The sequence below is a fragment of the Pseudomonas sp. FP1762 genome (assembly GCF_030687105.1).
Lineage (GTDB): Bacteria > Pseudomonadota > Gammaproteobacteria > Pseudomonadales > Pseudomonadaceae > Aquipseudomonas > Aquipseudomonas siliginis.
The window spans coordinates 5,467,280-5,492,264 of record NZ_CP117458.1; the positions used below are offsets into that span (position 1 = coordinate 5,467,280).

Below are 24,985 nucleotides of genomic sequence, written 5' to 3' on the forward strand. Positions count from 1 at the left end.
CAGTCGACATCAGCGTCAACTGACAGATTGCATTCGCGAGCAGGCTCGCTCCCACAGGGTTTGGTGCAAGCCGTCAGAAATCCTTGCACAACCGCAGTGCGTCGTAGATCGCGGCGTGTGTGTTGCGCTGCGCCACGCAGTCGCCGATGCGGAACAGCAAGTAGCCGTCGCCCGCTTCGCTCAGCGAAGGTTGCGGCTGGATCGCGAACAGCGCTTCGACGTCGATCTGGCCCTTGTTGCGCGAGCCGTCCTTGAGCGCGTAGTAGATTTCCTCGTCCGGGCGTACGCCGTTTTCGACGACCACCTGATCGACCACCCGCTCCTCTTTCGCGCCGGTGTATTCGTTCTCCAGCACCGCGATCAGCTTGTCGCCTTCGCGGTAGACCTTCTCCAGCATCATGTCGCCGGTCATGATCACTTCTTTCGGGTACATGCTGCGGTAGTAGGTCGGGAACGATGTGCCGCCGATGGCCACGCCCGGTTTGATGTCGTCGGTGACGATCTCGACCTGGCTGCCCTTGTCGGCGAGGAAGTCGGCCACCGACATGCCGGTGAACTCGCAGATGGTGTCGTAGACCAGCACGTTCTTGCCCGGCGCAACCTTGCCGTCGAGCACGTCCCAGCTGCTGACCACCAGCCCTTCGGCCGCGCCCCAGTGTTCGTTCTGCTCAAGGTACGGATGACCGCCGACCGCCAGCACCACCACGTCCGGACGCAGGTCCATGATGGTGTCGGCATCCGCAGCCGTGCCCAGGCGCAGATCGACTTTCAGCCGCGCCAGTTCCAGCTGGAACCAGCGGGTGATGCCGGCGATCTGGTCACGCTGCGGTGCTTTCGATGCGGTGGTGATCTGCCCGCCGATGAAGTCTTTTTTCTCGAACAGCGTGACGTCGTGGCCACGCTCGGCAGCCACGCGTGCGGCTTCCATCCCGGCCGGGCCGGCACCAACGATCACCACTTTGCGTTTCGGCCCGGTGGATTTCTCGATGATGTGCGGCACGCCCATGTATTCACGGGAGGTCGCGGCGTTCTGGATGCACAGCACGTCCAGGCCCTGATACTGGCGGTCGATGCAATAGTTGGCGCCGACGCACTGCTTGATCTGGTCGATCTGGCCCATCTTGATCTTGGCGATCAGGTGCGGGTCGGCGATGTGCGCGCGGGTCATGCCGACCATGTCGACGTAACCGCCTTCAAGGATGCGCGTGGCCTGGTTCGGGTCCTTGATGTTCTGCGCGTGCAGCACCGGCACCTTGACCACTTCCTTGATCCCGGCAGCCAGATGCAGGAACGGCTCCGGTGGATAACTCATGTTCGGAATGACGTTGGCCAGGGTGTTGTGGGTGTCGCAACCCGAGCCGACCACGCCGATGAAGTCGAGCATGCCGGTGTCGTCGTAATACTTGGCGATCTGCTTCATGTCCTCGTGGGACAAGCCGTCCGGGTGGAACTCGTCACCGCACAGGCGCATGCCCACGCAGAAATCGTCACCGACCTCGGCGCGCACGGCTTTGAGCACTTCCAGGCCGAACTTCATCCGCCCTTCGAAGCTGCCGCCCCATTCATCGGTGCGCTTGTTGACGCGCGGGCTCCAGAACTGGTCGATCATGTGCTGGTGCACGGCCGACAGTTCGACACCATCAAGGCCACCGGCCTTGGCCCGGCGCGCCGCCTGGGCGTAGTTGCCGATCACTCGCCAGATCTCTTCCGGCTCGATGGTTTTGCAAGTGGCGCGGTGCACCGGTTCACGGATGCCCGAGGGCGACATCAAGGTCGGCCAGTTGAAGCCGTCCCAGCGCGAGCGCCGGCCCATGTGGGTAATCTGGATCATGATCTTGGCGCCATGCTTGTGCATGGCGTCGGCCAGATTCTGGAAGTGCGGAATGATCCGGTCGGTGGACAGATTGACCGAACTCCACCATTCCTGTGGGCTGTCGATCGCCACGACGGACGAACCGCCGCAGATGGCCAGGCCGATACCGCCCTTGGCTTTCTCTTCGTAGTATTTGACGTAGCGGTCGGTAGTCATGCCACCGTCAGTCGCGTAGACCTCGGCGTGCGCGGTGCTGAGCACGCGGTTGCGGATGGTCAGTTTGCCGATCTGGATCGGCTGGAACATTGCTTCGAAAGCCATGGCGGGTTCCTCGGCTTACAACGGCTTGACGATAAACAAGCCGTCATCGTGGCCCTCTTCGGAGCCCCCGTAGACTTGTTCGGCCACAGTACGAATCTTGCTGCCACGGGCTTCGAGGATCTGATCCATGGCGCCGGCGAACCAGCCGGTGAACATGTAGTCGACCTTGCGCCCGACCTTGCCGTAGACATAGACAAACGCCGAGTGCTCGAGCTTGACGCTGGCGGTGCCTTTGTCGAGGTCGATGTCCTGGATCTTGAACAGGCCCCAGCCGCGCTGCGACAGGCGCTTCATGTAGTGCTCGAACACCGCGACGCCTTCCAGGCCGTGGCATTCGGCTTCCTTTTCACACCAGTGCCAGGCGGATTTGTAGCCGGCCTTGTAGAGGATCTCGGCATAGGCTTCAGCGCCGAGCACTTCCTCGATGCCCATGTGGTTGTTGACGAAAAAGTGGCGCGGCACATACAGCATTGGCAGGGCGTCGGAGGTCCAGACACCGGTCTCGCTGTCGACTTCGATTGGCAATTGCGGGGCGATCTTGGCCATGGAAACTTAACTCCAGAAAAATGATGGTTCAGTGTTGGCCGCGGCCCTCACCCCAGCCCTCTCCCTCAGGAGAGGGGGCAGATCGGCGGCGGTCTTGAGAAAGCGTTATTCGCCCCAGACGTTCTTAAGAACGCTTACCCAGTTCTCACCCATGATCTTGCGCACCACGCGCTCGGAATGGCCGCGCTTGAGCAGGGTTTCGGTGAGGTTGGGGAATTCGCCGACGGTGCGGATGCCCAGCGGGTTGATGATCTTGCCGAAGCTGGTCAGGCGGCGGGCGTAGCCCTTGTCGTGGGTCAGGTATTCGAAGAAGTCCTGGCCGTGACCCTGAGTGAAATCGGTGCCGATACCGATGGCGTCTTCGCCGACGATGTTCATGGTGTATTCGATGGCTTCGGCGTAATCGTCGATGGTCGAATCAATGCCCTTGGCGAGGAACGGCGCGAACATGGTCACGCCGACGAAACCGCCGTGGTCGGCAATGAACTTCAACTCTGCATCAGACTTGTTGCGCGGATGTTCTTTGAGACCCGACGGCAGGCAGTGCGAATAGCAGACCGGTTTTTTCGATTCGAGAATGACTTCTTCGGAGGTCTTGGAACCGACGTGGGACAGGTCGCACATGACGCCGACGCGGTTCATCTCGGCGACGATCTCGCGACCGAAACCCGAGAGTCCGCCGTCGCGTTCGTAGCAACCGGTGCCGACCAGATTCTGGGTGTTGTAGCACATCTGCACGATACCGACGCCGAGCTGCTTGAACACCTCGATATAGCCGATCTGATCTTCAAAGGCATGGGCATTCTGGAAGCCGAAGAGGATGCCGGTCTTGCCCTGCTCCTTGGCGCGACGGATGTCGGCGGTGGTGCGCACCGGCATCACCAGGTCGCTGTTTTCGCGGATCAGTTTCTGGCTGGCAGCGATGTTGTTCACGGTCGCCTGAAAGCCTTCCCACACCGACACAGTGCAGTTGGCTGCCGTCAGACCGCCCTTGCGCATGTCTTCGAACAGCTCGCGGTTCCATTTGGCAATGATCAGACCGTCGATAACGATGCTGTCGGCGTGTAATTCGGCTGGGCTCATCAGGCGTCCCCTTATTGGCAATTCATGCGCCGAATCGTCTGCCGGCGCTTTGGGGCCAGCATATGCCTCGGTGCCGGGGCGACCGGGTGCAAAAACGACAGGGGAATTGCCGAAAGCGTCAATCCGCGACAAAGGGTCGTCAGCCGTCCTCATCGGCTGGCTGTTCAAGCCCGCGCGCTTGCGCCAGAATCTGCCGCAGCCTGCACCTACCAACGGATTAGAGCGACCCCAATGAAATCAATAATCCTCGCCCTGGCACTGATTGCGACCGGCGCCCACGCCGCCGAAGAATCCGAGAACAACCCGTGCGACGCGGTGGAAAACGACATCCAGACCCTGGAATGCTCCGCCTACAGCCGCAGCACCGCCGAAGACCTGCTCAAAGACAACTACGCCAGCCTCAACGAACGCATGCAGACCGCCTACGGCAAGAACCCGACGCAACTGGCCGACATCACCGCCAAACTGAAAACCGCCCAGCAGCAGTGGTTGAAGACGCGGGATGCGGATTGCGCGGTGGAAGCGTTCCCGGCAACGGCGGGGAGCAAGGCGTTCACCATTGCGCAGAATGATTGCGTGGCGCGGATGAGTGATGAACGGTCGGAGTTTTTGGAGTCGATTGGGCAGGAGTGAGTGTTTGAGCTGTAAGCTGAACCTCTTAAGCCAGTCTAAGGATTCCCATGAACATCTGCGGCATTGAAATCAAAGGCAGCGAAGCGATCATCGCCGTGGCGGCGCTCGACGGTTCGACGTTGAGCCACGTCCCTCTCGCCACGAAGAAGATTGCTCTGGATGACGATGACGAGGCGGCGAACGTGCGGCGGTTCGCGGCGCAGGTGGCGTCGTTTGTGCGGGAAAACTCGGTGGACCGGATCGCGATCAAGAAGCGCAGCAAAAAGGGCGAGTTTGCCGGTGGGCCGACGACGTTCAAGATCGAGGGCGTGTTTCAGTTGCTTGATGGTTGTGAGGTGACGCTGCTGTCGCCGCAGACGATCAATGCCCAGGCCAAGAAGCACAATTTCGAGCTGCCCGGGACGTTGAACAAATATCAGCATGAGGCTTACAAGGCGGCGTGTTCGGCGTTGGTGAAGAAATAAGCCTCTCTCAGGCGCCGGAAATTATGTGGGAGCGAGCCTGCTCGCGAATGCAATGTGTCAGACAACATCAGTGTTGGATGACAGACCGCTTTCGCGAGCAGGCTCGCTCCCACATTGCTTTCATGCAAGCCCATTCACGCCTGCGCGGTACGCCGGTCTTCCCGGGGGCAGCGGGCGAAACGCGCGCGATAGCTGCGGGTGAAATACGACGGCGATTCAAACCCGCAGGCAATGCTCACTTCGAGCACGCTCATGTCGGTCTGGCGCAGCAACTGCCGGGCCTTTTCCAGCCTTAACCGCAGATAGAAATTGCTCGGCGTATCGTTCAGATGCAGCCGGAACAAGCGCTCCAGTTGCCGCCGGGTCACCTTGATCGACTCCGCCAGTTGCAGCGTGGTCAGCGGTGGTTCGCTGTGCTGTTCCATCTCGCCGATCACCTGCACCAGTTTCTTGTTGCTGATGCCGTAACGCGTGGCGACTTCCATGCGCTGGTGATCCTTGCGCGGGCGTATGCGTCCGAGCACAAACTGCTCGCTGACCTGAATCGCCAGTTGCGGGCCGTGGGCCTGGGCGATCAGGTCGAGCATCAGATCAATCGAGGCCGTACCTCCCGCCGAGGTGATCCGCCGCCGGTCGATCTCGAACAGCTCCTGGGTGACGCTGAGCTGTGGATAAGATTCCTTGAAGGCATCGATCGCCTCCCAGTGCAGGGTCAGGCGATGGCCGTCGAGCAGGCCTGCTTCGGCAAGGACGAAGCTGCCGGTGTCGATCGCACCGAGGGTTACGCCGTCGTTGTCCAGCCTGCGCAACCAGTGTTCCAGCGTCGGCGTGATGAACTTCAGCGGTTCGAAGCCGGCCACCACCAGCAAGGTCGCGCCTTTCTTCAGCGGCTCCAGCGCTGCATCGGCGTTGACCGACATGCCGTTGCTCGCCAGTACCGCGCCGCCATCGGCGCTGAGCACATGCCAGCGGTACAACTCGCCGCGAAAGCGGTTGGCTACGCGCAGCGGTTCGATCGCGGAAATAAAGCCGATGGCGGAGAACCCCGGCATCAGCAAAAAGTAGAAATCCTGGGACATGGGCGCACTCGGTTGGCGGGTCGCGTGGCTCGTTGATACGCCGATTATCGGCGGTGTTCAAGCGTGCAGGTCGCTACAGTGCAAATGCCAGTCGCCGCAGTGCGCTTTCACGGGTGCATAGCTGCGTAACTTGGCCTCACCGGCGCGCAGATGCCGGGAACCACAATAATCGAACTGCCGAGGAACCCGACATGAAACGACTGATCAGCAGCTGCGTTCTTGCACTCAGCGGTACCGCTTTTTTCAGCACCGGCGTAATGGCGGCCGAACCGGCCTCCTGCAAGAACGTACGCATGGGCGTGGTCAACTGGACCGACGTGATCGCCACCAGTGCCATGACCCAGGTCCTGCTCGACGGCCTCGGCTACAGCACCAAACAGACCAGCGCCTCCCAGCAGATCATCTTCGCCGGGATTCGCGATCAGCGCCTGGACCTGTTCCTCGGCTACTGGAACCCGCTGATGACGCAGACCATCACGCCGTTCGTCGAGGCCAATCAGGTGAAAGTGCTTGAAGCACCGAGCCTGAAAGATGCCCGCGCCACTCTCGCCGTGCCGACCTATCTGGCTGACAAGGGGCTGAAAACCTTCGCCGACATCGCCAAATTCGAGAAGGAATTGGGCGGCAAGATCTACGGCATCGAGCCAGGCTCAGGCGCCAACACGCAGATCAAAGCGATGATCGCCAAGAACCAGTTTGGGCTCGGTAAGTTCCAGCTCGTCGAATCGAGCGAGGCCGGCATGCTCGCCGCCGTCGATCGCGCCGTGCGCCGCAAGGAAGCCGTAGTGTTCTTCGGCTGGGCGCCGCACCCGATGAACGTCAACATCCAGATGACCTATCTGACCGGCAGCGAAGACGCCCTCGGCCCGAACGAAGGCATGGCCACGGTTTGGACGGTCACCGCGCCGAAATACGCCGAGCAATGCCCGAACATCGGCCGCCTGCTGGCCAACCTGACGTTCACCGCCGAATCCGAGAGCCGGATGATGCAGCCGCTGCTCGATCACAAGGATGCCTTCGAGTCGGCGAAGCAGTGGCTCAAGGATCACCCCGAAGACAAACAGCGCTGGCTTGAAGGTGTGACGACTTTCGATGGCAAACCGGCCGCTGAAAATCTGCGACTGACCAGCAAATAACCCCTCGATTGAAGAGCCCCTCACCCTGACCCTCTCCCCAAGGGAGAGGGGAATTTGACGACGCTTCGCAGCCCCGCAACGGGCTGCGGACAGACCCATCACGCCTGAAGGAAACGCACCATGAACCACGACGTCATCATCACCTGCGCACTTACCGGTGCTGGCGACACGACCGCCAAAAGTCCACATGTGCCGATCACCCCGAAACAGATTGCCGCTGCAGCGGTGGAAGCGGCCAAGGCTGGCGCCACCGTGGTGCACTGCCATGTGCGCGATCCGCAGACCGGCAAGTTCAGCCGTGACGTGGCGCTGTACCGCGAAGTGATGGAGCGCATCCGCGAGGCGGACGTCGACATCATCGTCAACCTGACCGCCGGGATGGGCGGCGACCTGGAAATCGGACCTGGCGAGAAGCCGATGGAGTTCGGACCGAACACCGATCTGGTCGGTCCGCTGACCCGTCTCGCCCACGTTGAACAGTTGCTGCCGGAAATCTGCACCCTCGATTGCGGCACGCTGAACTTCGGCGACGGCGACACCATTTACGTCTCCACCCCGGCGCAACTGCGCGCCGGCGCCAAGCGCATCACCGAACTGGGGGTGAAGGCCGAACTGGAGATTTTCGACACCGGGCATCTGTGGTTCGCCAAGCAGATGATCAAGGAAGGCTTGCTCGACAACCCGCTGTTCCAGCTGTGCCTGGGCATCCCGTGGGGCGCACCGGCCGACACCACCACGATGAAAGCCATGGTCGACAACCTGCCCGCCGACGCGGTGTGGGCCGGCTTCGGCATCGGCCGCATGCAGATGCCGATGGCGGCGCAAGCGGTGCTGCTCGGCGGCAACGTGCGGGTCGGCCTGGAAGACAATTTGTGGCTGGACAAAGGTGTGCTGGCGACCAATGGCCAATTGGTTGAGCGCGCCACGGAGATCCTCAGCCGCCTCGGTGCCCGGGTGCTCACACCGGCAGAAGGCCGGAAGAAAATGGGCCTGACCCAGCGCGGCTGATCCATCACCCATTTCACCTGTAGGAGCTGCCGAAGGCTGCGATCTTTTGACTTTGATTTTTTAGAAGCAAGATCAAAAGATCGCAGCCTTCGGCAGCTCCTACAGGGCTCTTCGAACTCTTCAGGACATCACCATGCGCTTTATCACCGAAATCAAAACCTTCGCCGCTCTCGGTAGCGGTGTCATCGGCAGTGGTTGGGTCGCCCGTGCCCTCGCACACGGCCTCGATGTAGTGGCCTGGGATCCGGCGCCCGGCGCTGAGGCGGCATTGCGCCAACGCGTGGCCAATGCCTGGGGCGCGCTGGAGAAGAACGGCCTGGCGCCGGGTGCTTCGCAGGATCGTCTGCGTTTTGTCGCGACCATCGAGGAATGCGTGCGTGACGCCGACTTCATCCAGGAAAGCGCCCCGGAGCGGCTGGAACTGAAGCTCGATCTGCACAGCAAAATCAGCGCCGCGGCCAAGCCCGATGCGCTGATCGGCTCCAGCACTTCAGGCCTGTTGCCCAGCGAGTTCTACGAGAGTTCGACGCACCCTGAACGCTGCGTGGTCGGGCATCCGTTCAACCCGGTGTATCTGTTGCCGCTGGTGGAAGTGGTCGGCGGCAAAAACACCGCGCCCGAGGCGGTGCAAGCGGCGATGCAAGTCTACCAGTCCCTCGGCATGCGCCCGTTGCATGTGCGCAAGGAAGTGCCGGGTTTCATCGCCGATCGCTTGCTTGAAGCGCTGTGGCGTGAGGCGTTGCACCTGGTCAACGACGGTGTCGCGACGACCGGCGAGATCGACGATGCAATCCGTTTTGGCGCTGGTCTGCGCTGGTCGTTCATGGGCACGTTCCTGACCTACACCCTGGCCGGCGGCGATGCCGGCATGCGCCACTTCATGTCGCAATTCGGTCCGGCGTTGCAGTTGCCGTGGACGTATCTGCCGGCACCGGAGCTGACCGACAAGCTGATCGATGATGTGGTCGATGGCACCACTGATCAGCTCGGTCGGCACAGCATTTCGGCGCTGGAGCGCTATCGTGATGATTGTTTGCTGGCGGTGCTTGAAGCGGTGAAGACCACCAAAGAGAAGCACGGAATGAGTTTCAGCGAATAGACCTTGCAAAGCGCTTCCGGCCCCTTCGCGAGCAGGCTCGCTCCCACAGGTAAACGCATTTCAATGTGGGAGCGAGCCTGCTCGCGAAGACGGCAGTCCAGTCATCATCAATGTTGGAACCGAAACCATGCCCCACCTCACCACCTACCAAACCACCATCATCCCCGACTGGGTCGACTACAACGGCCACCTGCGTGACGCCTTCTACCTGCTGATCTTCAGCTACGCCACCGACGCGCTGATGGACCGCCTCGGCATGGACAGCAGCAACCGCGAGGCCAGCGGCCACTCGCTGTTCACCCTCGAACTGCACCTCAATTATCTGCACGAAGTGAAACTCGACACCGAGGTGGAAGTGCGCACGCAAATCATCGGCCATGACAGCAAGCGCCTGCACCTCTATCACAGCCTGCACAAGGTCGGCGATGAGCAAGAGTTGGCCGGCAATGAACAGATGCTTTTGCACGTCGACCTCGCCGGCCCGCGCTCGGCACCGTTCAGCCCGGATACGTTGCATCGCCTGCAAGCAATCGTCGCCGATCAGACCGACCTGCCCGCTCCCGCTTACATCGGCCGCGTGATCGCGCTGCCACCCGCTCGGTAAATCCCCCCCCATCGCCAAGGAGCCGCCATGAACACCGCCGTCGCTGTTGCCGATTTTCGTACTTATCCGTTGATCAGCGCGCTCGGTGGCGTGCAGCGTCTGGCGGATCGCGTTGTCATCGAATGGGCTGACGGTCGTGTCAGTCCGTTTCACCACTTATGGCTGCGCGACAATTGCCCATGTGATCAATGCGTCTACAGCGTCACTCGCGAACAGGTCTTCGAGAGCGTCGATGCCGCCGAGGATTTGCAACCGCTGGCCACGCGCATCGACACCGATGGCTGCCTGCGCATCGACTGGCAGGACGGTCACCTCAGCCGCTTCGATCCGGGCTGGCTGCGCGCACATGCCTATGACGATGAGTCCCGCGCCGAACGCCTGGCCGGCAAACCGCAGCCGCGTTTGTGGCACAGCGATCTGCAGTTGCCGGTGTTCGACTACATCGCGCTGATGAACGACAACGCCGCGCTGCTGCAATGGTTGCTCGCCGTGCGCGACATCGGCCTGACCCAAGTGCGCGGCGTGCCCACCGAGCCGGGCTCGCTGAAGCTCATCGCGCAGCGAATTTCCTTCATTCGCGAAAGCAATTTCGGCGTGCTGTTCAATGTGCAATCCAAAGCCGACGCCGACAGCAACGCCTACACCGCCTTCAACCTGCCATTGCACACGGATTTGCCGACTCGCGAGCTGCAACCGGGACTGCAATTTCTGCATTGCCTGGTGAATGATGCCGAGGGTGGCGAAAGTATTTTCGTCGATGGTTTTGCGATCGCCGACGCCTTGCGTCTGGAGGATCCGCAGCTGTTTGAGGCCCTGTGTGAAATACCCGTGGAGTTCCGCAACAAGGACCGGCACAGCGACTATCGCTGCCTGGCGCCGGTCATCGCTTTGGATGCGCTGGGCCGGGTGGCGGAGATTCGCATGGCCAACTTTCTGCGCGGGGCGTTCGATACGTCGGTGGCGCAGATGCCGTTGCTGTATCGCGCCTATCGGCGCTTGATTGCGATGACCCGCGAGCCGCGATTCCGGCTGATGCAGCGGCTCAAGCCGGGCGAGTTGTGGTGCTTTGACAACCGCCGCACGCTGCATGCGCGCAATGCCTTTGATCCAGCCACCGGGGCGCGACATTTTCAGGGCTGCTATGTCGACCGGGATGAGTTGTTGTCGCGGATTCTGGTGTTGCAACGTTGAACCGCGTCATCGTTCTTCGCGAGCAGGCTCGCTCCCACAGGGGTACGCATTCCAAAGTGGGAGCGAGCCTGCTCGCGAAAGCGTCAGCGGGAACAACTAATCTCTGACTGATTCACAAGCAAAAAAAACTCCGATCAAGCCGTGACAGGATCGGAGCTGAGGAGGGTACTGTTGAGGAGCTGCCAGGCGAGGGTGACCAAACCTTCGTGAAGCGAGCTGGGGCCAGTGTGCCTAGTCGACAATCCAGTCGGTTAGCCGAAAACGACCTGTTCATAGTCGTCCCGGCCACCGCGACAAAACGCCCTTGCCGCGTCCGGTCGGGGCCACCAGAATCGAGCCAAGACCTCCGTTGCCACAGAAGGATTTGCGTAATGATGTATGCCGATTTGATTGACCAGGAAGATCTGTTGGGCCAGCTCAAGGCCTTGGGTATTCAGGTGCCGAGCGGTACCACCGCCGAGCAGGCCTGTGAGTGCGCGGTGCGTGGCCTGGACAATGTTCGCGCATTCGAACTGCGCAAGATGGTCAAGGACATGTACACCAGCGGCGCCAGCATTCAGCCGGCGGTGCGTCAGGCGATCGACAAACAGTTGTTGCCGGCCCTTGCGGATTACCAGCAGTCCCACAGCGCCTGAGAAACCCCTTCGCGAGCAGGCTCGCTCCCACCTGATCGTTCCCACGCTCTGCGTGGGAACGATCAGACTCGGTCTACAGCCTTACGCTGGCAAACGTCGACTCATTCCGTGCCTGACTCAGCGCTGACATCGGCCCCGACAGCGGCGACATCACGATGGCCTGCGGCAGCGGCAGCATCGCTACCTGCTGGGTGGTGTTGGAGCCCACGCGCTCGTCACGCGGCGGGATGCCGAAGTATTCGCGGTAGCACTTGGAGAAGTGCGGCGTGGAGACGAAACCACACACCGACGCCACTTCGATGATCGACATCGGCGTCTGCTTGAGCAGCTGCCGGGCGCGGATCAGGCGCAGCTTCAGGTAGTAGCGCGATGGGGAGCAGTGCAGGTATTTCTGGAACAACCGCTCCAGCTGTCGACGCGACACCGCGACATACACTGCCAGCTCATCAAGGTCGATCGGCTCTTCCAGATTGGCCTCCATCAACGCGACGATTTCCTGCAGCTTCGGCTGATTGGTGCCGAGCATGTGCTTGAGCGGCACACGCTGATGATCCTGTTCGTTGCGGATGCGCTCGTAGACGAACATTTCCGAGATCGCTGCCGACAGTTCACGACCGTGATCGCGGCTGATCAGGTGCAGCATCATGTCCAGCGGCGCGGTCCCGCCGGAACTGGTAAAGCGGTTACGGTCGAGGGTGAACAGTCGTGTGCTCATGGCCACGCGCGGGAAAGCTTCCTGCATCGCCGCCAGACATTCCCAGTGCACGCTGCAATCGAAGCCATCGAGCAGACCGGCGCAGGCCAGCGCCCAACTGCCGGTGCACACCGCGCCAAGGCGCTTGGACTGGCGCGCCTGACTTTGCAGCCACGAGACGTGTTCACGGGTCACGGTGCGTTGAATGCCGATGCCGCCGCAGACAATCACAGTGTCCAGAGGCGGGGCTTTGTGCATGGAGGCGTCGGGAGTGATCTGCAGACCGTCACTGGCCCAGACCTGGCCGCCATCGACGGTGAGGGTGCTCCAGCGATACAGCTCGCGACCGGACAACTGGTTGGCCATGCGCAGCGGCTCAACGGCGGACGCCAGGGAAATCAGCGTGAAATTGTCCAGCAGCAGAAAGCCGATGGATTGAGGCGCACGGTTCTGGGGTTGGGCCCCGGAGTTGAACGACGTCATCGCGGTATCTCCTCACACAAAGCGGGTGGCGGCCTCAGGCGGAGGCTCTTGTTATTGCCCGCGTCTCACAGAGAAAGCAGGCTTTGTTATGACAGAGCAATTGCCGTGCCTGAAATTGGACGGCCATTCAATAACTCCTGAAAACGACCTCGCGACGCGTCTATACGAGACCTCGGAACACGCCATTTTGAAGTGCCATCAGGCGCCGTGACTGCCCTGCCGCGCAGCCTGTGAGCAGATCGGTAGCACTTGTGGGAACTGGCCTGCAGAGGATTTGCACAGAGTGTCACCGCAAGCACGGGCGACGGACGGTCAGGTAACGACTGACGAGTCACGACTGACAATGACGCTTGTCTGATTGCGACGCGCCAAAAGGTAGCGTGACTGGATCGGGATGTTCTTTTGTTGAGCAGTTTTGACTGGTCTGGCGTCTTCGCGAGCAGGCTCGCTCCCACACTGGAATCTGGGGTTCACAAATATTGTGTTCCTGGAGATCTATTGTGGGAGCGAGCCTGCTCGCGAAGAATCCACCTCGGTGTGGCTGGCTCAGCACTCAACCGCACTGACCGCCAAGCCACCGCGCGAAGTTTCCTTATATTTGTCATGCATATCGGCGCCGGTATCACGCATGGTGCGGATCACCCGGTCCAGCGAGATAAAGTGCTGACCGTCGCCACGCAGGGCCATTTGCGCCGCGTTGATGGCTTTCACTGCGGCAATCGCATTGCGCTCGATGCACGGCACTTGCACCAGGCCACCGACCGGGTCGCAGGTCAGGCCCAGATTGTGTTCCAGGCCGATTTCCGCCGCGTTGCACAGTTGCTCAGGGGTGGCGCCGAGAATCTCCGCCAGCCCTGCCGCCGCCATGGCGCAGGCCGAACCGACCTCGCCCTGGCAACCGACCTCGGCCCCAGAGATCGACGCATTCTTTTTGCAAAGAATGCCCACCGCCGCCGCGCCGAGGAAATAGTCGACGACGTTGGCGTCGGTGACCGCTTCGCTGAATTTCATGAAGTAGTGCAGCACCGCCGGGATGATCCCCGCCGCGCCGTTGGTCGGTGCAGTGACCATACGCCCGCCAGCGGCATTCTCTTCATTGACGGCCAGGGCGAACAGGTTGACCCACTCCATGGCGCTCAGGGTCGAGCCGATGACGTTCGGTTTGTTCAGCTCTTGCAGGCTGCGGTGCAACTTCGCCGCACGCCGCCGCACGTTCAAGCCGCCGGGCAGAATGCCTTCGTGCTTGAGGCCCTGCTCGACGCAATCCTGCATCGCCCGCCACAGTTTCATCAGCCCGGCGCGGATCTCTTCTTCGCTGCGCCAGACCTTTTCATTGGCCATCATCAGCTCGGCGACGCGCAGGTTGTGTTTTTTGCACAACTGCAGCAGCTCGACCGCACTGGAGAAGTCGTAGGGCAATTCGGTGCGATCCAGATCGACCACACCGCTGGCCGCTTGCGCCTCATCAACGACGAAGCCGCCGCCGACCGAATAGTAGGTGTCACGGTGCAGCTCACCGAATTCGCCTTCGGCCACCAGGGTCATGGCGTTGGGATGGAATGGCAGGTTTTCGTCGATCAGGCGCATGTCCCGCGCCCAGACAAACGGCACCGACAGGCGACCATCCAATAAAAGCGTATGGGTTTCGCGCAGCGCCTGAATGCGCGGGCCGATCTGCGCCGGGTCGATTGCGTCCGGCCACTCGCCCATCAGGCCCATGATCACCGCGTTGTCGCTGCCGTGACCGATGCCGGTGGCCGACAGCGATCCGAACAACTGCACCTCGATGCGCCGCACCTGCTCCAGTTGATGCTTGCCGCGCAGCGACTCGACAAACAGTGCGGCGGCGCGCATCGGGCCGACGGTGTGGGAACTGGAAGGGCCGATGCCGATTTTGAACAGGTCGAAAACGCTGATAGCCATTGCTGCGAAGCTCCTGAGAATACCGGTCCGGGCTGCAAAAGCGCCCGCTGGCGGAGCTGCTACGCTCAAGCTGCGATCCGCCGAATGCCGGCATCATCGGGCTTTTGTCGGCGCGCACGGCGTCTGACACCGACGCAGTCATGTCCAGCAGCGTCGTCACGTTTTCGCCCCGCAAATACGCCGTTTTTATGCAGTCGAGCAGGTCATCGGGGGCGGAAAAAAGCTGTAAGCGACGTCACCGACACTGGAAGCGACCATCCCTGTACTGGATACGACCCTCCCTGTAGGCGTCAGATTTTCACTGGTACATGATCGGGATGACTCGATTGCAAGGCGCTGCGGTAGAGCTGTCGTCAGAACGCCACCAACCGCAACCCATAAGTGCGGTGGTCCACAGTCGGAACACTGCCAAAAAAAACACCAAGGAGTCCATCCATGAAAGGTTCCCCGTCGTTGTTGTTGGCCGCCCTGCTGAGTCTGCCGTTACTGGCGCAAGCCGCAGAACCGGCACAGTGCAGCCTCGTTAACTTCTCCGATGTCGGCTGGACCGACATCACCGCCACCACCGCTACCACTTCCGTTGTTCTCAACGCCCTCGGCTACAAGACCAAAACCACCATGATCTCCGTGCCCGTGACCTACAAGTCGCTGGCCGACGGCAAGAACATGGACGTGTTTCTCGGTAACTGGATGCCGACCATGGAGAACGACATCAAGCCGTATCGCGATGCCGGCACCGTCGACACTGTGCGCACCAACCTAAAGGGTGCCAAATACACCCTCGCCGTGCCGCAAGCCTTGTACGACAAAGGCCTGCATGACTTCGCCGACATCGCCAAATTCAAGAAAGAGCTCGACGGCAAGATCTACGGCATCGAGCCGGGCAACGACGGCAACCGGCTGATCCAGAGCATGATCGACAAGGATGCCTTCGGCCTGAAAACCGCTGGCTTCAAGATCGTCGAATCTTCCGAGGCCGGCATGCTCTCGCAAGTTGACCGAGCGCAGAAGCGCGACACCGCCGTGGTCTTCCTCGGCTGGGCACCGCACCCGATGAACAAGCGCTTCAAGATTCAATACCTGACCGGCGGCGACGACTTCTTCGGCCCCGATTTCGGCGCAGCCACCGTGGCAACCAACACCCGCAAGGGTTACGCCGAAGAATGCAGCAACGTCGGTCAGCTGTTGAAAAACCTGGAGTTCACCGTCGACATGGAAAGTGAACTGATGGGCAACATTCTCGACGACAAGATGAAGCCTGACGCGGCCGCCAAGGCCTGGCTGAAAAAGAATCCACAGGTGCTCGAAACCTGGCTCGCTGGCGTGACCACCATTGACGGTAAACCAGGCCTGGAGGCCGTGAAAGCCAAGCTCGCGCCTTGATTTGAAAGGCACCGCTTATGCCGGGCAGGCGTGCCTGCCCGGGCTGTTAATTTCCTTGCATGCGGACGTTCACTACCATGCTGATTGATCAGAAAATACCTTTAGGCCAGTACATCGCGGGCTTCGTCGAATGGTTGACGCAACACGGCGCCAACACCTTCGACGCAATCGCCGTGACACTGGAAACGATGATCCACGGCGTGACGTTTGCGCTGACCTGGTTCAACCCACTGGTGCTGATTGGCCTGATTGCCATCATTGCCCATCTGATTCAACGCAAGTGGGGCCTGACCGCGTTCGTGGTTGCCTCGTTCCTGCTGATCCTCAACCTGGGGTACTGGCAGGAAACCATGGAAACCCTCGCCCAGGTGCTGTTCGCCACCCTGGTCTGCGTGTTGATCGGCGTGCCGCTGGGCATCGTCGCCGCGCACAAACCGATGTTCTACACCATGATGCGGCCGGTGCTCGATCTGATGCAGACCGTGCCGACCTTCGTTTACCTCATTCCTACCCTGACCCTCTTCGGGCTGGGTGTGGTACCGGGCCTGATCTCCACGGTGGTCTTCGCCATCGCGGCGCCGATCCGCCTGACCTACCTGGGCATCCGTGATGTCCCGCAAGAACTGATGGACGCCGGCAAGGCCTTCGGCTGCTCGCGTCGCCAATTGCTCTCAAGGATCGAATTGCCGCACGCCATGCCGAGCATCGCGGCCGGCATCACCCAGTGCATCATGCTGTCGCTGTCGATGGTGGTGATCGCGGCACTGGTCGGCGCCGACGGACTCGGCAAACCGGTGGTCAACGCACTGAACACTGCTGATATCGCGCTGGGCTTCGAAGCAGGCCTGGCAATCGTACTGCTGGCGATCATGCTCGACCGTATCTGCAAACAACCCGACGCCAAAGTAGGGGGTGACGCATGAGCATAATTCGCTTCGAAGACGTCGACGTAATCTTCTCCAAGGATCCGCGCGAGGCACTCAAGCTGCTCGATCAGGGCATGACCCGCAACGAGATCCTGAAGAAGACCGGTCAGATCGTCGGCGTGGAAAAAGCCACGCTGGACATCAACAAAGGCGAGATCTGCGTGCTGATGGGCCTGTCCGGCTCGGGCAAATCGAGCCTGCTGCGCTGCATCAACGGCCTCAACACCGTGAGCCGCGGCAAGCTGTTCGTCGAGCATGAAAACCGCCAGATCGACATCGCCTCCTGCACGCCCGCCGAGCTGAAGATGATGCGCACCAAGCGCATTGCGATGGTGTTCCAGAAGTTCGCCCTGATGCCTTGGCTGACAGTGCGCGAGAACATCAGTTTCGGTCTGGAGATGCAGGGCCGACCGGAGAAGGAACGCAAGAAACTGGTCGATGAAAAACTCGAACTGGTCGGCCTGACCCAATGGCGCAACAAGAAGCCTGATGAGCTATCCGGCGGCATGCAGCAGCGCGTCGGCCTCGCCCGCGCGCTGGCCATGGACGCCGACATTCTGCTGATGGACGAACCGTTCTCGGCCCTCGACCCGTTGATCCGCCAGGGTCTGCAGGATGAACTGCTGGAGCTGCAACGCAAGCTGAGCAAGACCATCGTGTTTGTGAGCCACGACCTCGATGAAGCACTCAAATTGGGTAGCCGCATCGCGATCATGAAAGACGGTCGGATCATCCAGTACAGCGTGCCGGAGGAAATCGTCCTCAACCCGGCGGACGACTATGTGCGCACCTTTGTCGCCCACACCAACCCGCTCAACGTGCTCTGCGGCCGCAGCCTGATGCGCACGCTGGACAAGTGCAAACGCATCAACGGCTCGGTGTGCCTCGATCCGGGCGGCGACTCGTGGCTGGACCTGGCCGAAGGCAACACCATCAAAGGCGCGCGGCAGAACGGCTCGGTGCTGAACCTGCAGAACTGGGCACCGGGGCAAGCGGTGGAAGGCCTGGAGCGCAAACCGACGCTGGTGGACTCGAACATCGGCATGCGTGACGCGCTGCAGATCCGTTATCAGACCGGCAACAAGCTGGTGCTGCACGATAACAATCATGTGGTGGGGATTCTGGGCGACAGCGAGTTGTATCACGCGTTGTTGGGCAAGAATCTGGGGTAATGCGCCAGGTGGGATAAAAAAAGGGATCGCGGTGAGCGATCCCTTTTTGTTGGGTCAGGAATAGCCCCTCACCCTAGCCCTCTCCCAGAGGGAGAGGGGACCGATCGGGGGATGCTGCAGATCTGCACCGACCTGATCTTGCTTTACCGAATCCATAATCGACTCGATCTTTCAGGTCAATGTACAACGCCAGACACCTCAGTCGGCTCCCTCTCCCTACGGGCGGTCCGACGTTTCGGGAGGGCTGGGGTGAGGGTCAGCTTTTGACTTTAGCTATAAACCCGCCCCAACAACTGCCGATGGCTTTCAAACTGATCCAGCACATCCCGCGTAATCTGCTCCGGCGTGAAGCCCATCAAGTCATAGTCCTGACTGCCATTGTGCAGATACACCTCAGCGCGGTAATAACGCTGACGCGCTTCATCGGACTGCGCCGATTCGGTCGGGGTCGCCAGATAACCATCCAGGCTCACTTCGTAAACGAAAGGGTTGCCCTCTTCCATCTCGACCCGCACGCCCATGCAACGCTTGGCCTTGCCCAGCAGCGTCTGCACTTCAATGCCCTGATTGCGCAATTGCGCCGCTGCATCTTCCAGCGCCGGAGTGACGTGCTTGTCCATGAAGCGCTGCACCACCGATTGGCTCGGCTGCAGATCCAGTTGCGTCAGGCGCTCGCTGAAACCACGGCGTCCGCGCTCGGCCAGTTGCGCTTGCTCCTGTTCGATCTGCACGTCCTGGCGCATCGCCTTGTGCAGGCCGAACATGAAGCAGATCAGCACCACCGAGAACGGCAGGCCGGCCAGCACGACCATGGTCTGCATGGCTTCGAAGTTGCCGGCGAACAGCAGGCCGATGGTCACCAGCGTGATCACCACCGACCAGAAGATCCGCAGCCAGTGCGGCGCGTCTTCATCGACGTTACCGCCCTTGCAGGAAAGATTCGCCATCATCACCGCGCCGGAGTCGGCCGGGGTCAGGAACAGCACGAAGCCGACAAAGATCGACACACCAATCACGACTTTCGACGCCGGATAATGCTCAAGCAACTGATAGATCGCCATCGACGGCTGTTCCAGCGCCGTCTTGCCCAGCTCCACCGCGCCCTGATTCATCACCAGATCCAGCGCCGAGTTGCCGAAGATCGACAGCCACGCCAAGGTGAAGCCCAGCGGAATCAGCAGCACGCCAGCGACCAGTTCACGCACGCTGCGGCCACGGGAAATCCGCGCAATGAACATGCCCACGAATGGCGCCCAGGAAATCCACCAGGCCCAGTAGAACAGGGTCCACAGGCCCAACCAGCGATCGGACTTGGCGCTGTCGCCTTCATAGACGTACAGGTCGAAGGTCTTCAGCACCACGCCGTTGAGATAGTCGCCAATGTTCTGCACGAAGCCGTTGAGCAGATGCAGGGTCGGGCCGAACAGCAGGACGAAAATCAGCAGGCCGCTGAACAGCACGATGTTCAGGTTGGACAGACGACGGATGCCGTTTTCCACACCGGACACAGCGGCGATGGTCGCCACGGTGCTCATGACGATGATGACGATCAGCAGGTTGGTGTTGCTGTGCTCCATGCCGAACAGGTTTTCCAGCCCGGACGACACTTGCAGCGAGCCAATCCCCAGGTTGGTCACCAGACCCAGCAGGGTCACGAACATGCCGAAGCCATCCACCGCGTGCCCGGCAGCGCCTTTGACCCAACGCTCGCCGACCAATGGATACAGCGCCGAACGCAGGGCCAGCGGCTGGTTATGCCGATAGGCAAAATACGCCACGGCAAGGCCGACCAAAGCGTAGATCGCCCAGCCGTGCAGGCCCCAGTGCAGGAAGGTCAGTTGCACTGCCTGACGCGCGGCCATGTTGCTGGCCGAGGTGCCTTCCGGCGGATTGAAGTAGTGATCCAGCGGCTCGGACGCGCCGAAATACAACAGCGAAATGCCGATGCCCGACGAGAACAGCATCCCCGCCCAGGCGCCGTAACTGAAATCCGGGGTGTCGTCCTTGCTGCCCAGTTTGAGTTTGCCGTACGAGGAAAACGCCAGGCCGACCACGAACACCAGGTAGGCGGCGATCACCACCATGTAGTACCAGCCGAAGCTGCGCGACAACCAGGCCTGGGCCATGCCCAACATTCTGCCGGCCTCTTGCGGGGCGATGATCAGAATGGCGGTCAACAACAGAATCAGCGCGGTCGAGGTGTAGAACACCCAACCGTTGACCGTCACCTTCTCGGGCGGGGTCTTTATTAGCGAGGCAGAACTCATGGCACAAATGCTCCAGGCAGTGCGAGAGAAGAACACAAGGCATCACGGAACCCGACCAATCGGTTAGTTGGCAGCCGACCGGCGGGTGATATAAAGACACTCCGAAAAAAGCCCGAACCTGTCGAAATGGCGTTGCGTATTCGCTTTCGTGGCCAGAGGCGACGGACGTTCATCCGAAACCTGGCCCCGAGCGTCTTGCCCTTTCAACACGTCCATCGAATCGCGAACCGCGCCATGCCCCACGCAGGTTTCGAGCCGTTTCAGGTGTCGGTTTTTATCGTCATTACACGTAGGAATTTTCTGTAGGCAGCGACGAATTGTCGCAGATCTTATTCTTTGTTGATTGAACGTTCAATCAAAACAAAATAGACTGGCCCTCAATCCGATCGGCGTCATTCGCCTCTCGGAAGGCCTAAGGAGATGTGCAAGATGCCCAAGGTCGGTATGCAACCCATCCGCCGCCAACAACTGATCGAAGCCACTTTGCAAGCGGTCGATCAGGTCGGAATGGGGGACGCCAGCATTGCGCTGATCGCCCGTTTGGCCGGTGTCTCGAATGGCATCATCAGTCATTACTTTCAGGACAAGAACGGCCTGATCGCCGCCACGATGCGGTACCTGATGACCGCCCTCAGCGAGAGCGTCACCGCGCGCCGTCAGGCGCTGGCAGATGACAGCCCACGGGCGCATCTGCAGGTGATCATCGAAGGCAACTTCGACGCCAGCCAGGTCAATGGCCCGGCAATGAAAACCTGGCTGGCCTTCTGGGCCACCAGCATGCACCAGCCGTCTTTGCACAGGTTGCAGCGGATCAACGATCACCGTCTGTATTCCAACCTGTGCTGCCAGTTCCGCCGTGTGCTGCCGCTCGAAGATGCGCGCAGCGCCGCCCGGGGTCTGGCAGCGTTGATTGACGGCTTGTGGTTGCGCGGCGCGCTGTCGGGAGACGCTTTCGACACGGCGCAGGCGCAACAGATCGCTTACGAATACATGGATTTCCAATTGGCCAAGAAGGTGAGCTAGAGCACACAGAAAATGCTCAGCCCCTGAACTCCACCGCAGCGTCATCGCGGTGGTCAACGCCAACCACCAATGCACTTGCGAGGACACTATGGCCCGTTTCGAACTGCAAAAACTCTACATCGATGGCGCGTACACCGACGCCGGCAGCGACGCCACCTTCGAAGCCATCAACCCGGCGAACGGTGAAGTCCTCGCACTGGTGCAACGTGCGACCAAAGACGACGTCGAGCGCGCCGTGGTCAGCGCCGAAAAGGGCCAGAAAATCTGGGCCGCGATGACCGCCATGGAGCGTTCGCGCATCCTGCGTCGCGCCGTCGACATCCTGCGCGAGCGCAACGATGAGCTGGCTGCGCTGGAAACCCTGGACACCGGCAAATCCTTCTCCGAAACCAAGTACGTCGACATCGTCACCGGCGCTGACGTGCTGGAATACTACGCAGGCCTGGTGCCCGCCATCGAAGGCGAGCAGATTCCGCTGCGTGACACCTCTTTCGTTTACACCCGTCGCGAGCCGCTGGGCGTGGTCGCCGGTATCGGCGCGTGGAACTACCCGATCCAGATCGCGCTGTGGAAATCCGCTCCAGCCCTGGCGGCCGGTAACGCGATGATCTTCAAGCCAAGCGAAGTCACCTCGCTGACCACCCTGAAACTGGCTGAGATCTACACCGAAGCCGGCGTGCCGAACGGCGTGTTCAACGTGCTGACCGGCAGCGGCCGCGAAGTCGGCACCTGGCTGACCGAGCACCCGCGCATCGAGAAAATCTCCTTCACTGGCGGCACCGACACTGGCAAGAAAGTCATGGCCAGCGCTTCGGCTTCGTCGCTCAAAGACGTGACCATGGAACTGGGCGGCAAGTCGCCGCTGATCATCTGCGACGACGCCGACCTCGATCGCGCCGCCGACACGGCGATGATGGCCAACTTCTACAGCTCCGGTCAGGTCTGCACCAACGGCACTCGCGTATTCGTACCGGCGCATCTGAAAGCCGCGTTCGAGGCCAAGATCGTTGAGCGCGTTGCGCGCATCCGCGTCGGCAACCCGGAAGACGAAAACACCAATTTCGGCCCGCTGGTCAGCTTCGCCCACATGGAAAGCGTGCTGGCCTACATCGAAAAAGGTAAGGAACAAGGTGCCCGCGTCCTGTGCGGCGGTGGTCGCCTGACCGACGGCGAATTCGCCAAAGGCGCATTCGTTGCGCCCACCGTGTTCACCGACTGCACCGACGACATGACCATCGTTCGTGAAGAGATCTTTGGCCCGGTGATGGCGATCCTCTCCTACGAAACCGAAGAAGAAGTGATCCGCCGCGCCAACGACACCGACTTCGGCCTGGCCGCCGGTATCGTCACCAAAGACCTGAACCGCGCCCACCGCGTGATTCATCAACTGGAAGCCGGTATCTGCTGGATCAACGCCTGGGGCGAGTCCGACGCAAAAATGCCGGTTGGCGGTTACAAGCAGTCGGGTGTGGGCCGTGAGAACGGGATCAGCTCGCTGAACAACTTCACACGCATCAAATCGGTACAGGTCGAGCTGGGCGATTACGTTTCGGTGTTCTAAGACCCGAGATTTGCATTGCCCGCGAAGGCCTCTTCGCGGGCAAGCCCGCTCCCACAGGTTTGGAGTCGTCCACCCAATTTGTGGCAGCCCCCAATCCCTGTGGGAGCTGGCTTGCCAGCGATTCGAGTGCACAGCACTCGCCAAGGTCCGACCTGACCACTATCAAAGAGGGTGCATTCAATGTCCCAAGAATTCGATTACATCATCATCGGTGCCGGCTCGGCCGGTAACACCCTGGCGACCCGTCTGACTGAAGACGAAGGCGTCACCGTTCTGCTGCTCGAAGCCGGGGGGCCGGACTACCGCCTCGACTTCCGCACGCAGATGCCCGCCGCGCTGGCGTTCCCGCTGCAGGGTCGTCGCTACAACTGGGCTTACGAAACCGATCCAGAGCCACACATGGACGGTCGCCGTATGGAATGCGGTCGCGGCAAGGGCCTTGGCGGCTCTTCGCTGATCAACGGCATGTGCTACATCCGTGGCAACGCCATGGACTACGACGGCTGGGCGAAACTGCCGGGCCTGGAAGACTGGTCGTACCTCGATTGCCTGCCGTATTTCCGCAAAGCCGAAACCCGTGACATCGGCCCGAACGATTACCACGGTGGCGACGGCCCGGTCAGCGTGACCACGCCGAAAGCCGGCAACAACCCGCTGTTCCACGCCATGGTTGAAGCTGGCGTGCAGGCCGGTTACCCGCGTACCGAAGACCTCAACGGTTACCAGCAGGAAGGCTTCGGCCCGATGGACCGCACCGTGACGCCGAACGGCCGCCGTGCTTCCACCGCCCGTGGCTACCTCGACATCGCCAAAAAACGTTCGACCCTGACCATCGTCACCCACGCCTTGACCGACAAGATTCTCTTTGAAGGCAAGCGTGCGGTCGGCGTGCGTTACCTGATCGGCGACGCTGAAGAACGTGTTGAAGCCAAGGCGCGCAAGGAAGTCCTGCTGTGCTCCGGCGCCATCGCTTCGCCGCAGATTCTGCAGCGCTCCGGTGTCGGCCCGGCGAAACTGCTGGAAAGCCTCGACATCCCGGTGGTCCACGATCTGCCGGGCGTCGGTGAAAACCTGCAGGATCACCTCGAGCTGTACCTGCAATACGCCTGCACCCAACCGGTTTCGCTGTACCCGTCGCTGCTTTGGTACAACCAGCCGGCGATCGGTGCCGAGTGGCTGTTCAACGGCACCGGCATCGGCGCCAGCAACCAGTTCGAGGCCGGCGGTTTCATTCGTTCGCGTCCGGAATTCGAATGGCCGAACATCCAGTACCACTTCCTGCCGGTGGCGATTAACTACAACGGCAGCAACGGCGTGAAAGAACATGGTTTCCAGGCGCACATGGGTTCCATGCGCTCGCCGAGCCGTGGCCGCATCCAGGTCAAATCCAAGGATCCGCGTCAGCACCCGAGCATCCTCTTCAACTACATGGCCACCGAACAGGACTGGCAGGAATTCCGCGACGGTATTCGCTTGACCCGCGAAATCATGCAGCAACCGGCTCTCGACGCGTTCCGTGGTCGCGAAATCAGCCCGGGCATCGAAGTGCAAACCGATGAGCAGCTCGACAAGTTCATCCGCGAGCACGCCGAAACCGCGTTCCACCCGTCCTGCTCGTGCAAGATGGGCACCGACGAGATGGCCGTGGTCGATGGCGAAGGTCGTGTGCACGGCATGCAGAGCCTGCGCGTGGTCGATGCCTCGATCATGCCGATCATCACCACCGGCAACCTCAACGCGCCGACGATCATGATGGCCGAGAAAATCGCCGACAAGATCCGTGGCCGCAAGCCGCTGCCGCGCAGCACCGCTGCTTATTACGTCGCGAACGGCGCGCCGGTCAAAGGCAAGCCGATGCGGGATATCACCCCGGTTACGCAGTAAGTCGTAGTACCGAGGCGCCGCCTTCGCGAGCAGGCTCGCTCCCACACTGGATCTGTG

21 protein-coding genes are annotated in these 24,985 nt (G+C 60.9%); 14 read left to right on the top strand and 7 right to left on the bottom strand.

Annotated elements, in window-relative coordinates; all coding sequences use genetic code 11:
* Nucleotides 1-73 precede the first annotated feature (73 nt).
* The 3 genes from dgcA to PSH90_RS24490 all read right to left on the bottom strand — a co-directional run bounded on the left by dgcA (nt 74) and on the right by PSH90_RS24490 (nt 3,763).
* On the bottom strand, nt 74-2,134 hold the full coding sequence (gene dgcA / locus PSH90_RS24480; protein ID WP_041476756.1) for a dimethylglycine demethylation protein DgcA: 2,061 nt from the start codon (nt 2,132-2,134) through the stop codon (nt 74-76).
* A 15-nt stretch (nt 2,135-2,149) separates the two neighbouring features.
* On the bottom strand, nt 2,150-2,680 hold the full coding sequence (locus PSH90_RS24485; RefSeq protein WP_039757633.1) for a 4-vinyl reductase: 531 nt from the start codon (nt 2,678-2,680) through the stop codon (nt 2,150-2,152).
* A 105-nt stretch (nt 2,681-2,785) separates the two neighbouring features.
* The gene (locus PSH90_RS24490; protein ID WP_305381663.1) at nt 2,786-3,763 is read right to left on the bottom strand and encodes a dipeptidase; all 978 of its coding nucleotides are present in this window, start codon (nt 3,761-3,763) and stop codon (nt 2,786-2,788) included.
* Nucleotides 3,764-3,994: 231 nt separating this feature from the next.
* Here PSH90_RS24490 and PSH90_RS24495 point away from each other — a divergent pair, with 231 nt between their 5' ends.
* Together PSH90_RS24495 and PSH90_RS24500 are read left to right on the top strand one after the other, a co-directional pair.
* A complete protein-coding gene (locus PSH90_RS24495) occupies nt 3,995-4,396 on the top strand; it encodes a lysozyme inhibitor LprI family protein (RefSeq protein WP_039757631.1) in 402 nt (133 codons plus the stop codon).
* 47 nt (nt 4,397-4,443) lie between these two features.
* Nucleotides 4,444-4,860 (top strand): DUF3010 family protein, encoded by a 417-nt coding sequence (locus PSH90_RS24500; protein WP_016772815.1) that lies wholly within the window; start codon nt 4,444-4,446, stop codon nt 4,858-4,860.
* A 134-nt stretch (nt 4,861-4,994) separates the two neighbouring features.
* On the opposite strand, the gene PSH90_RS24505 is transcribed toward PSH90_RS24500, so the two are convergent.
* Entirely contained in the window at nt 4,995-5,939 is a 945-nt protein-coding gene (locus PSH90_RS24505) for a GlxA family transcriptional regulator (RefSeq protein WP_041476759.1), read from the bottom strand.
* A gap of 191 nt (nt 5,940-6,130) precedes the next feature.
* On the opposite strand from PSH90_RS24505, the gene PSH90_RS24510 reads away from it, so the two are divergent.
* The 6 genes from PSH90_RS24510 (at nt 6,131) to PSH90_RS24535 (ending at nt 11,612) form a co-directional block, all read left to right on the top strand.
* Nucleotides 6,131-7,075, top strand: coding sequence for a choline ABC transporter substrate-binding protein (locus PSH90_RS24510; protein WP_305381664.1), 945 nt, complete (start codon nt 6,131-6,133; stop codon nt 7,073-7,075).
* A 120-nt stretch (nt 7,076-7,195) separates the two neighbouring features.
* The gene (locus tag PSH90_RS24515) at nt 7,196-8,083 is read left to right on the top strand and encodes a 3-keto-5-aminohexanoate cleavage protein (protein WP_056786525.1); all 888 of its coding nucleotides are present in this window, start codon (nt 7,196-7,198) and stop codon (nt 8,081-8,083) included.
* Between the two features lie 133 nt (nt 8,084-8,216).
* Nucleotides 8,217-9,182, top strand: coding sequence for an L-carnitine dehydrogenase (locus PSH90_RS24520; RefSeq protein ID WP_056786523.1), 966 nt, complete (start codon nt 8,217-8,219; stop codon nt 9,180-9,182).
* Nucleotides 9,183-9,309: 127 nt separating this feature from the next.
* Entirely contained in the window at nt 9,310-9,786 is a 477-nt protein-coding gene (locus PSH90_RS24525; RefSeq protein WP_122699698.1) for a thioesterase family protein, read from the top strand.
* Nucleotides 9,787-9,813: 27 nt separating this feature from the next.
* Nucleotides 9,814-10,977, top strand: a complete 1,164-nt coding sequence (locus PSH90_RS24530) for a gamma-butyrobetaine dioxygenase (protein WP_056786518.1) — start codon at nt 9,814-9,816, stop codon at nt 10,975-10,977.
* A gap of 371 nt (nt 10,978-11,348) precedes the next feature.
* Complete coding sequence (locus tag PSH90_RS24535) at nt 11,349-11,612, top strand: hypothetical protein (RefSeq protein WP_008083190.1); 264 nt, start codon at nt 11,349-11,351, stop codon at nt 11,610-11,612.
* Between the two features lie 73 nt (nt 11,613-11,685).
* Here the strand turns inward: PSH90_RS24535 and PSH90_RS24540 are convergent, their stop codons facing one another.
* Both PSH90_RS24540 and PSH90_RS24545 read right to left on the bottom strand, forming a co-directional pair.
* On the bottom strand, nt 11,686-12,789 hold the full coding sequence (locus PSH90_RS24540; protein WP_007949927.1) for a GlxA family transcriptional regulator: 1,104 nt from the start codon (nt 12,787-12,789) through the stop codon (nt 11,686-11,688).
* Nucleotides 12,790-13,335: 546 nt separating this feature from the next.
* Complete coding sequence (locus PSH90_RS24545) at nt 13,336-14,712, bottom strand: L-serine ammonia-lyase (RefSeq protein WP_236167688.1); 1,377 nt, start codon at nt 14,710-14,712, stop codon at nt 13,336-13,338.
* Between the two features lie 435 nt (nt 14,713-15,147).
* Here PSH90_RS24545 and PSH90_RS24550 point away from each other — a divergent pair, with 435 nt between their 5' ends.
* The 3 genes from PSH90_RS24550 (at nt 15,148) to choV (ending at nt 18,193) form a co-directional block, all read left to right on the top strand.
* Nucleotides 15,148-16,095: a choline ABC transporter substrate-binding protein gene (locus PSH90_RS24550; RefSeq protein WP_095181365.1), complete on the top strand. Its 948-nt coding sequence runs from the start codon at nt 15,148-15,150 to the stop codon at nt 16,093-16,095.
* Between the two features lie 77 nt (nt 16,096-16,172).
* Nucleotides 16,173-17,018 (top strand): choline ABC transporter permease subunit, encoded by an 846-nt coding sequence (choW, locus tag PSH90_RS24555; RefSeq protein ID WP_016772805.1) that lies wholly within the window; start codon nt 16,173-16,175, stop codon nt 17,016-17,018.
* On the top strand, nt 17,015-18,193 hold the full coding sequence (gene choV, locus PSH90_RS24560; protein ID WP_016772804.1) for a choline ABC transporter ATP-binding protein: 1,179 nt from the start codon (nt 17,015-17,017) through the stop codon (nt 18,191-18,193). Before choW ends, choV begins: the two co-directional genes overlap by 4 nt.
* 269 nt (nt 18,194-18,462) lie before the next feature.
* Here the strand turns inward: choV and PSH90_RS24565 are convergent, their stop codons facing one another.
* Complete coding sequence (locus tag PSH90_RS24565; RefSeq protein WP_224787278.1) at nt 18,463-20,403, bottom strand: BCCT family transporter; 1,941 nt, start codon at nt 20,401-20,403, stop codon at nt 18,463-18,465.
* Between the two features lie 486 nt (nt 20,404-20,889).
* Here PSH90_RS24565 and betI point away from each other — a divergent pair, with 486 nt between their 5' ends.
* From betI to betA, 3 genes are all read left to right on the top strand, one after another.
* On the top strand, nt 20,890-21,483 hold the full coding sequence (gene betI, locus PSH90_RS24570; protein ID WP_008085771.1) for a transcriptional regulator BetI: 594 nt from the start codon (nt 20,890-20,892) through the stop codon (nt 21,481-21,483).
* Nucleotides 21,484-21,571: 88 nt separating this feature from the next.
* A complete protein-coding gene (gene betB / locus PSH90_RS24575) occupies nt 21,572-23,044 on the top strand; it encodes a betaine-aldehyde dehydrogenase (protein ID WP_039757620.1) in 1,473 nt (490 codons plus the stop codon).
* 180 nt (nt 23,045-23,224) lie between these two features.
* On the top strand, nt 23,225-24,928 hold the full coding sequence (gene betA / locus PSH90_RS24580; RefSeq protein ID WP_252868399.1) for a choline dehydrogenase: 1,704 nt from the start codon (nt 23,225-23,227) through the stop codon (nt 24,926-24,928).
* The last annotated feature ends 57 nt before the right edge of the window (nt 24,929-24,985 follow it).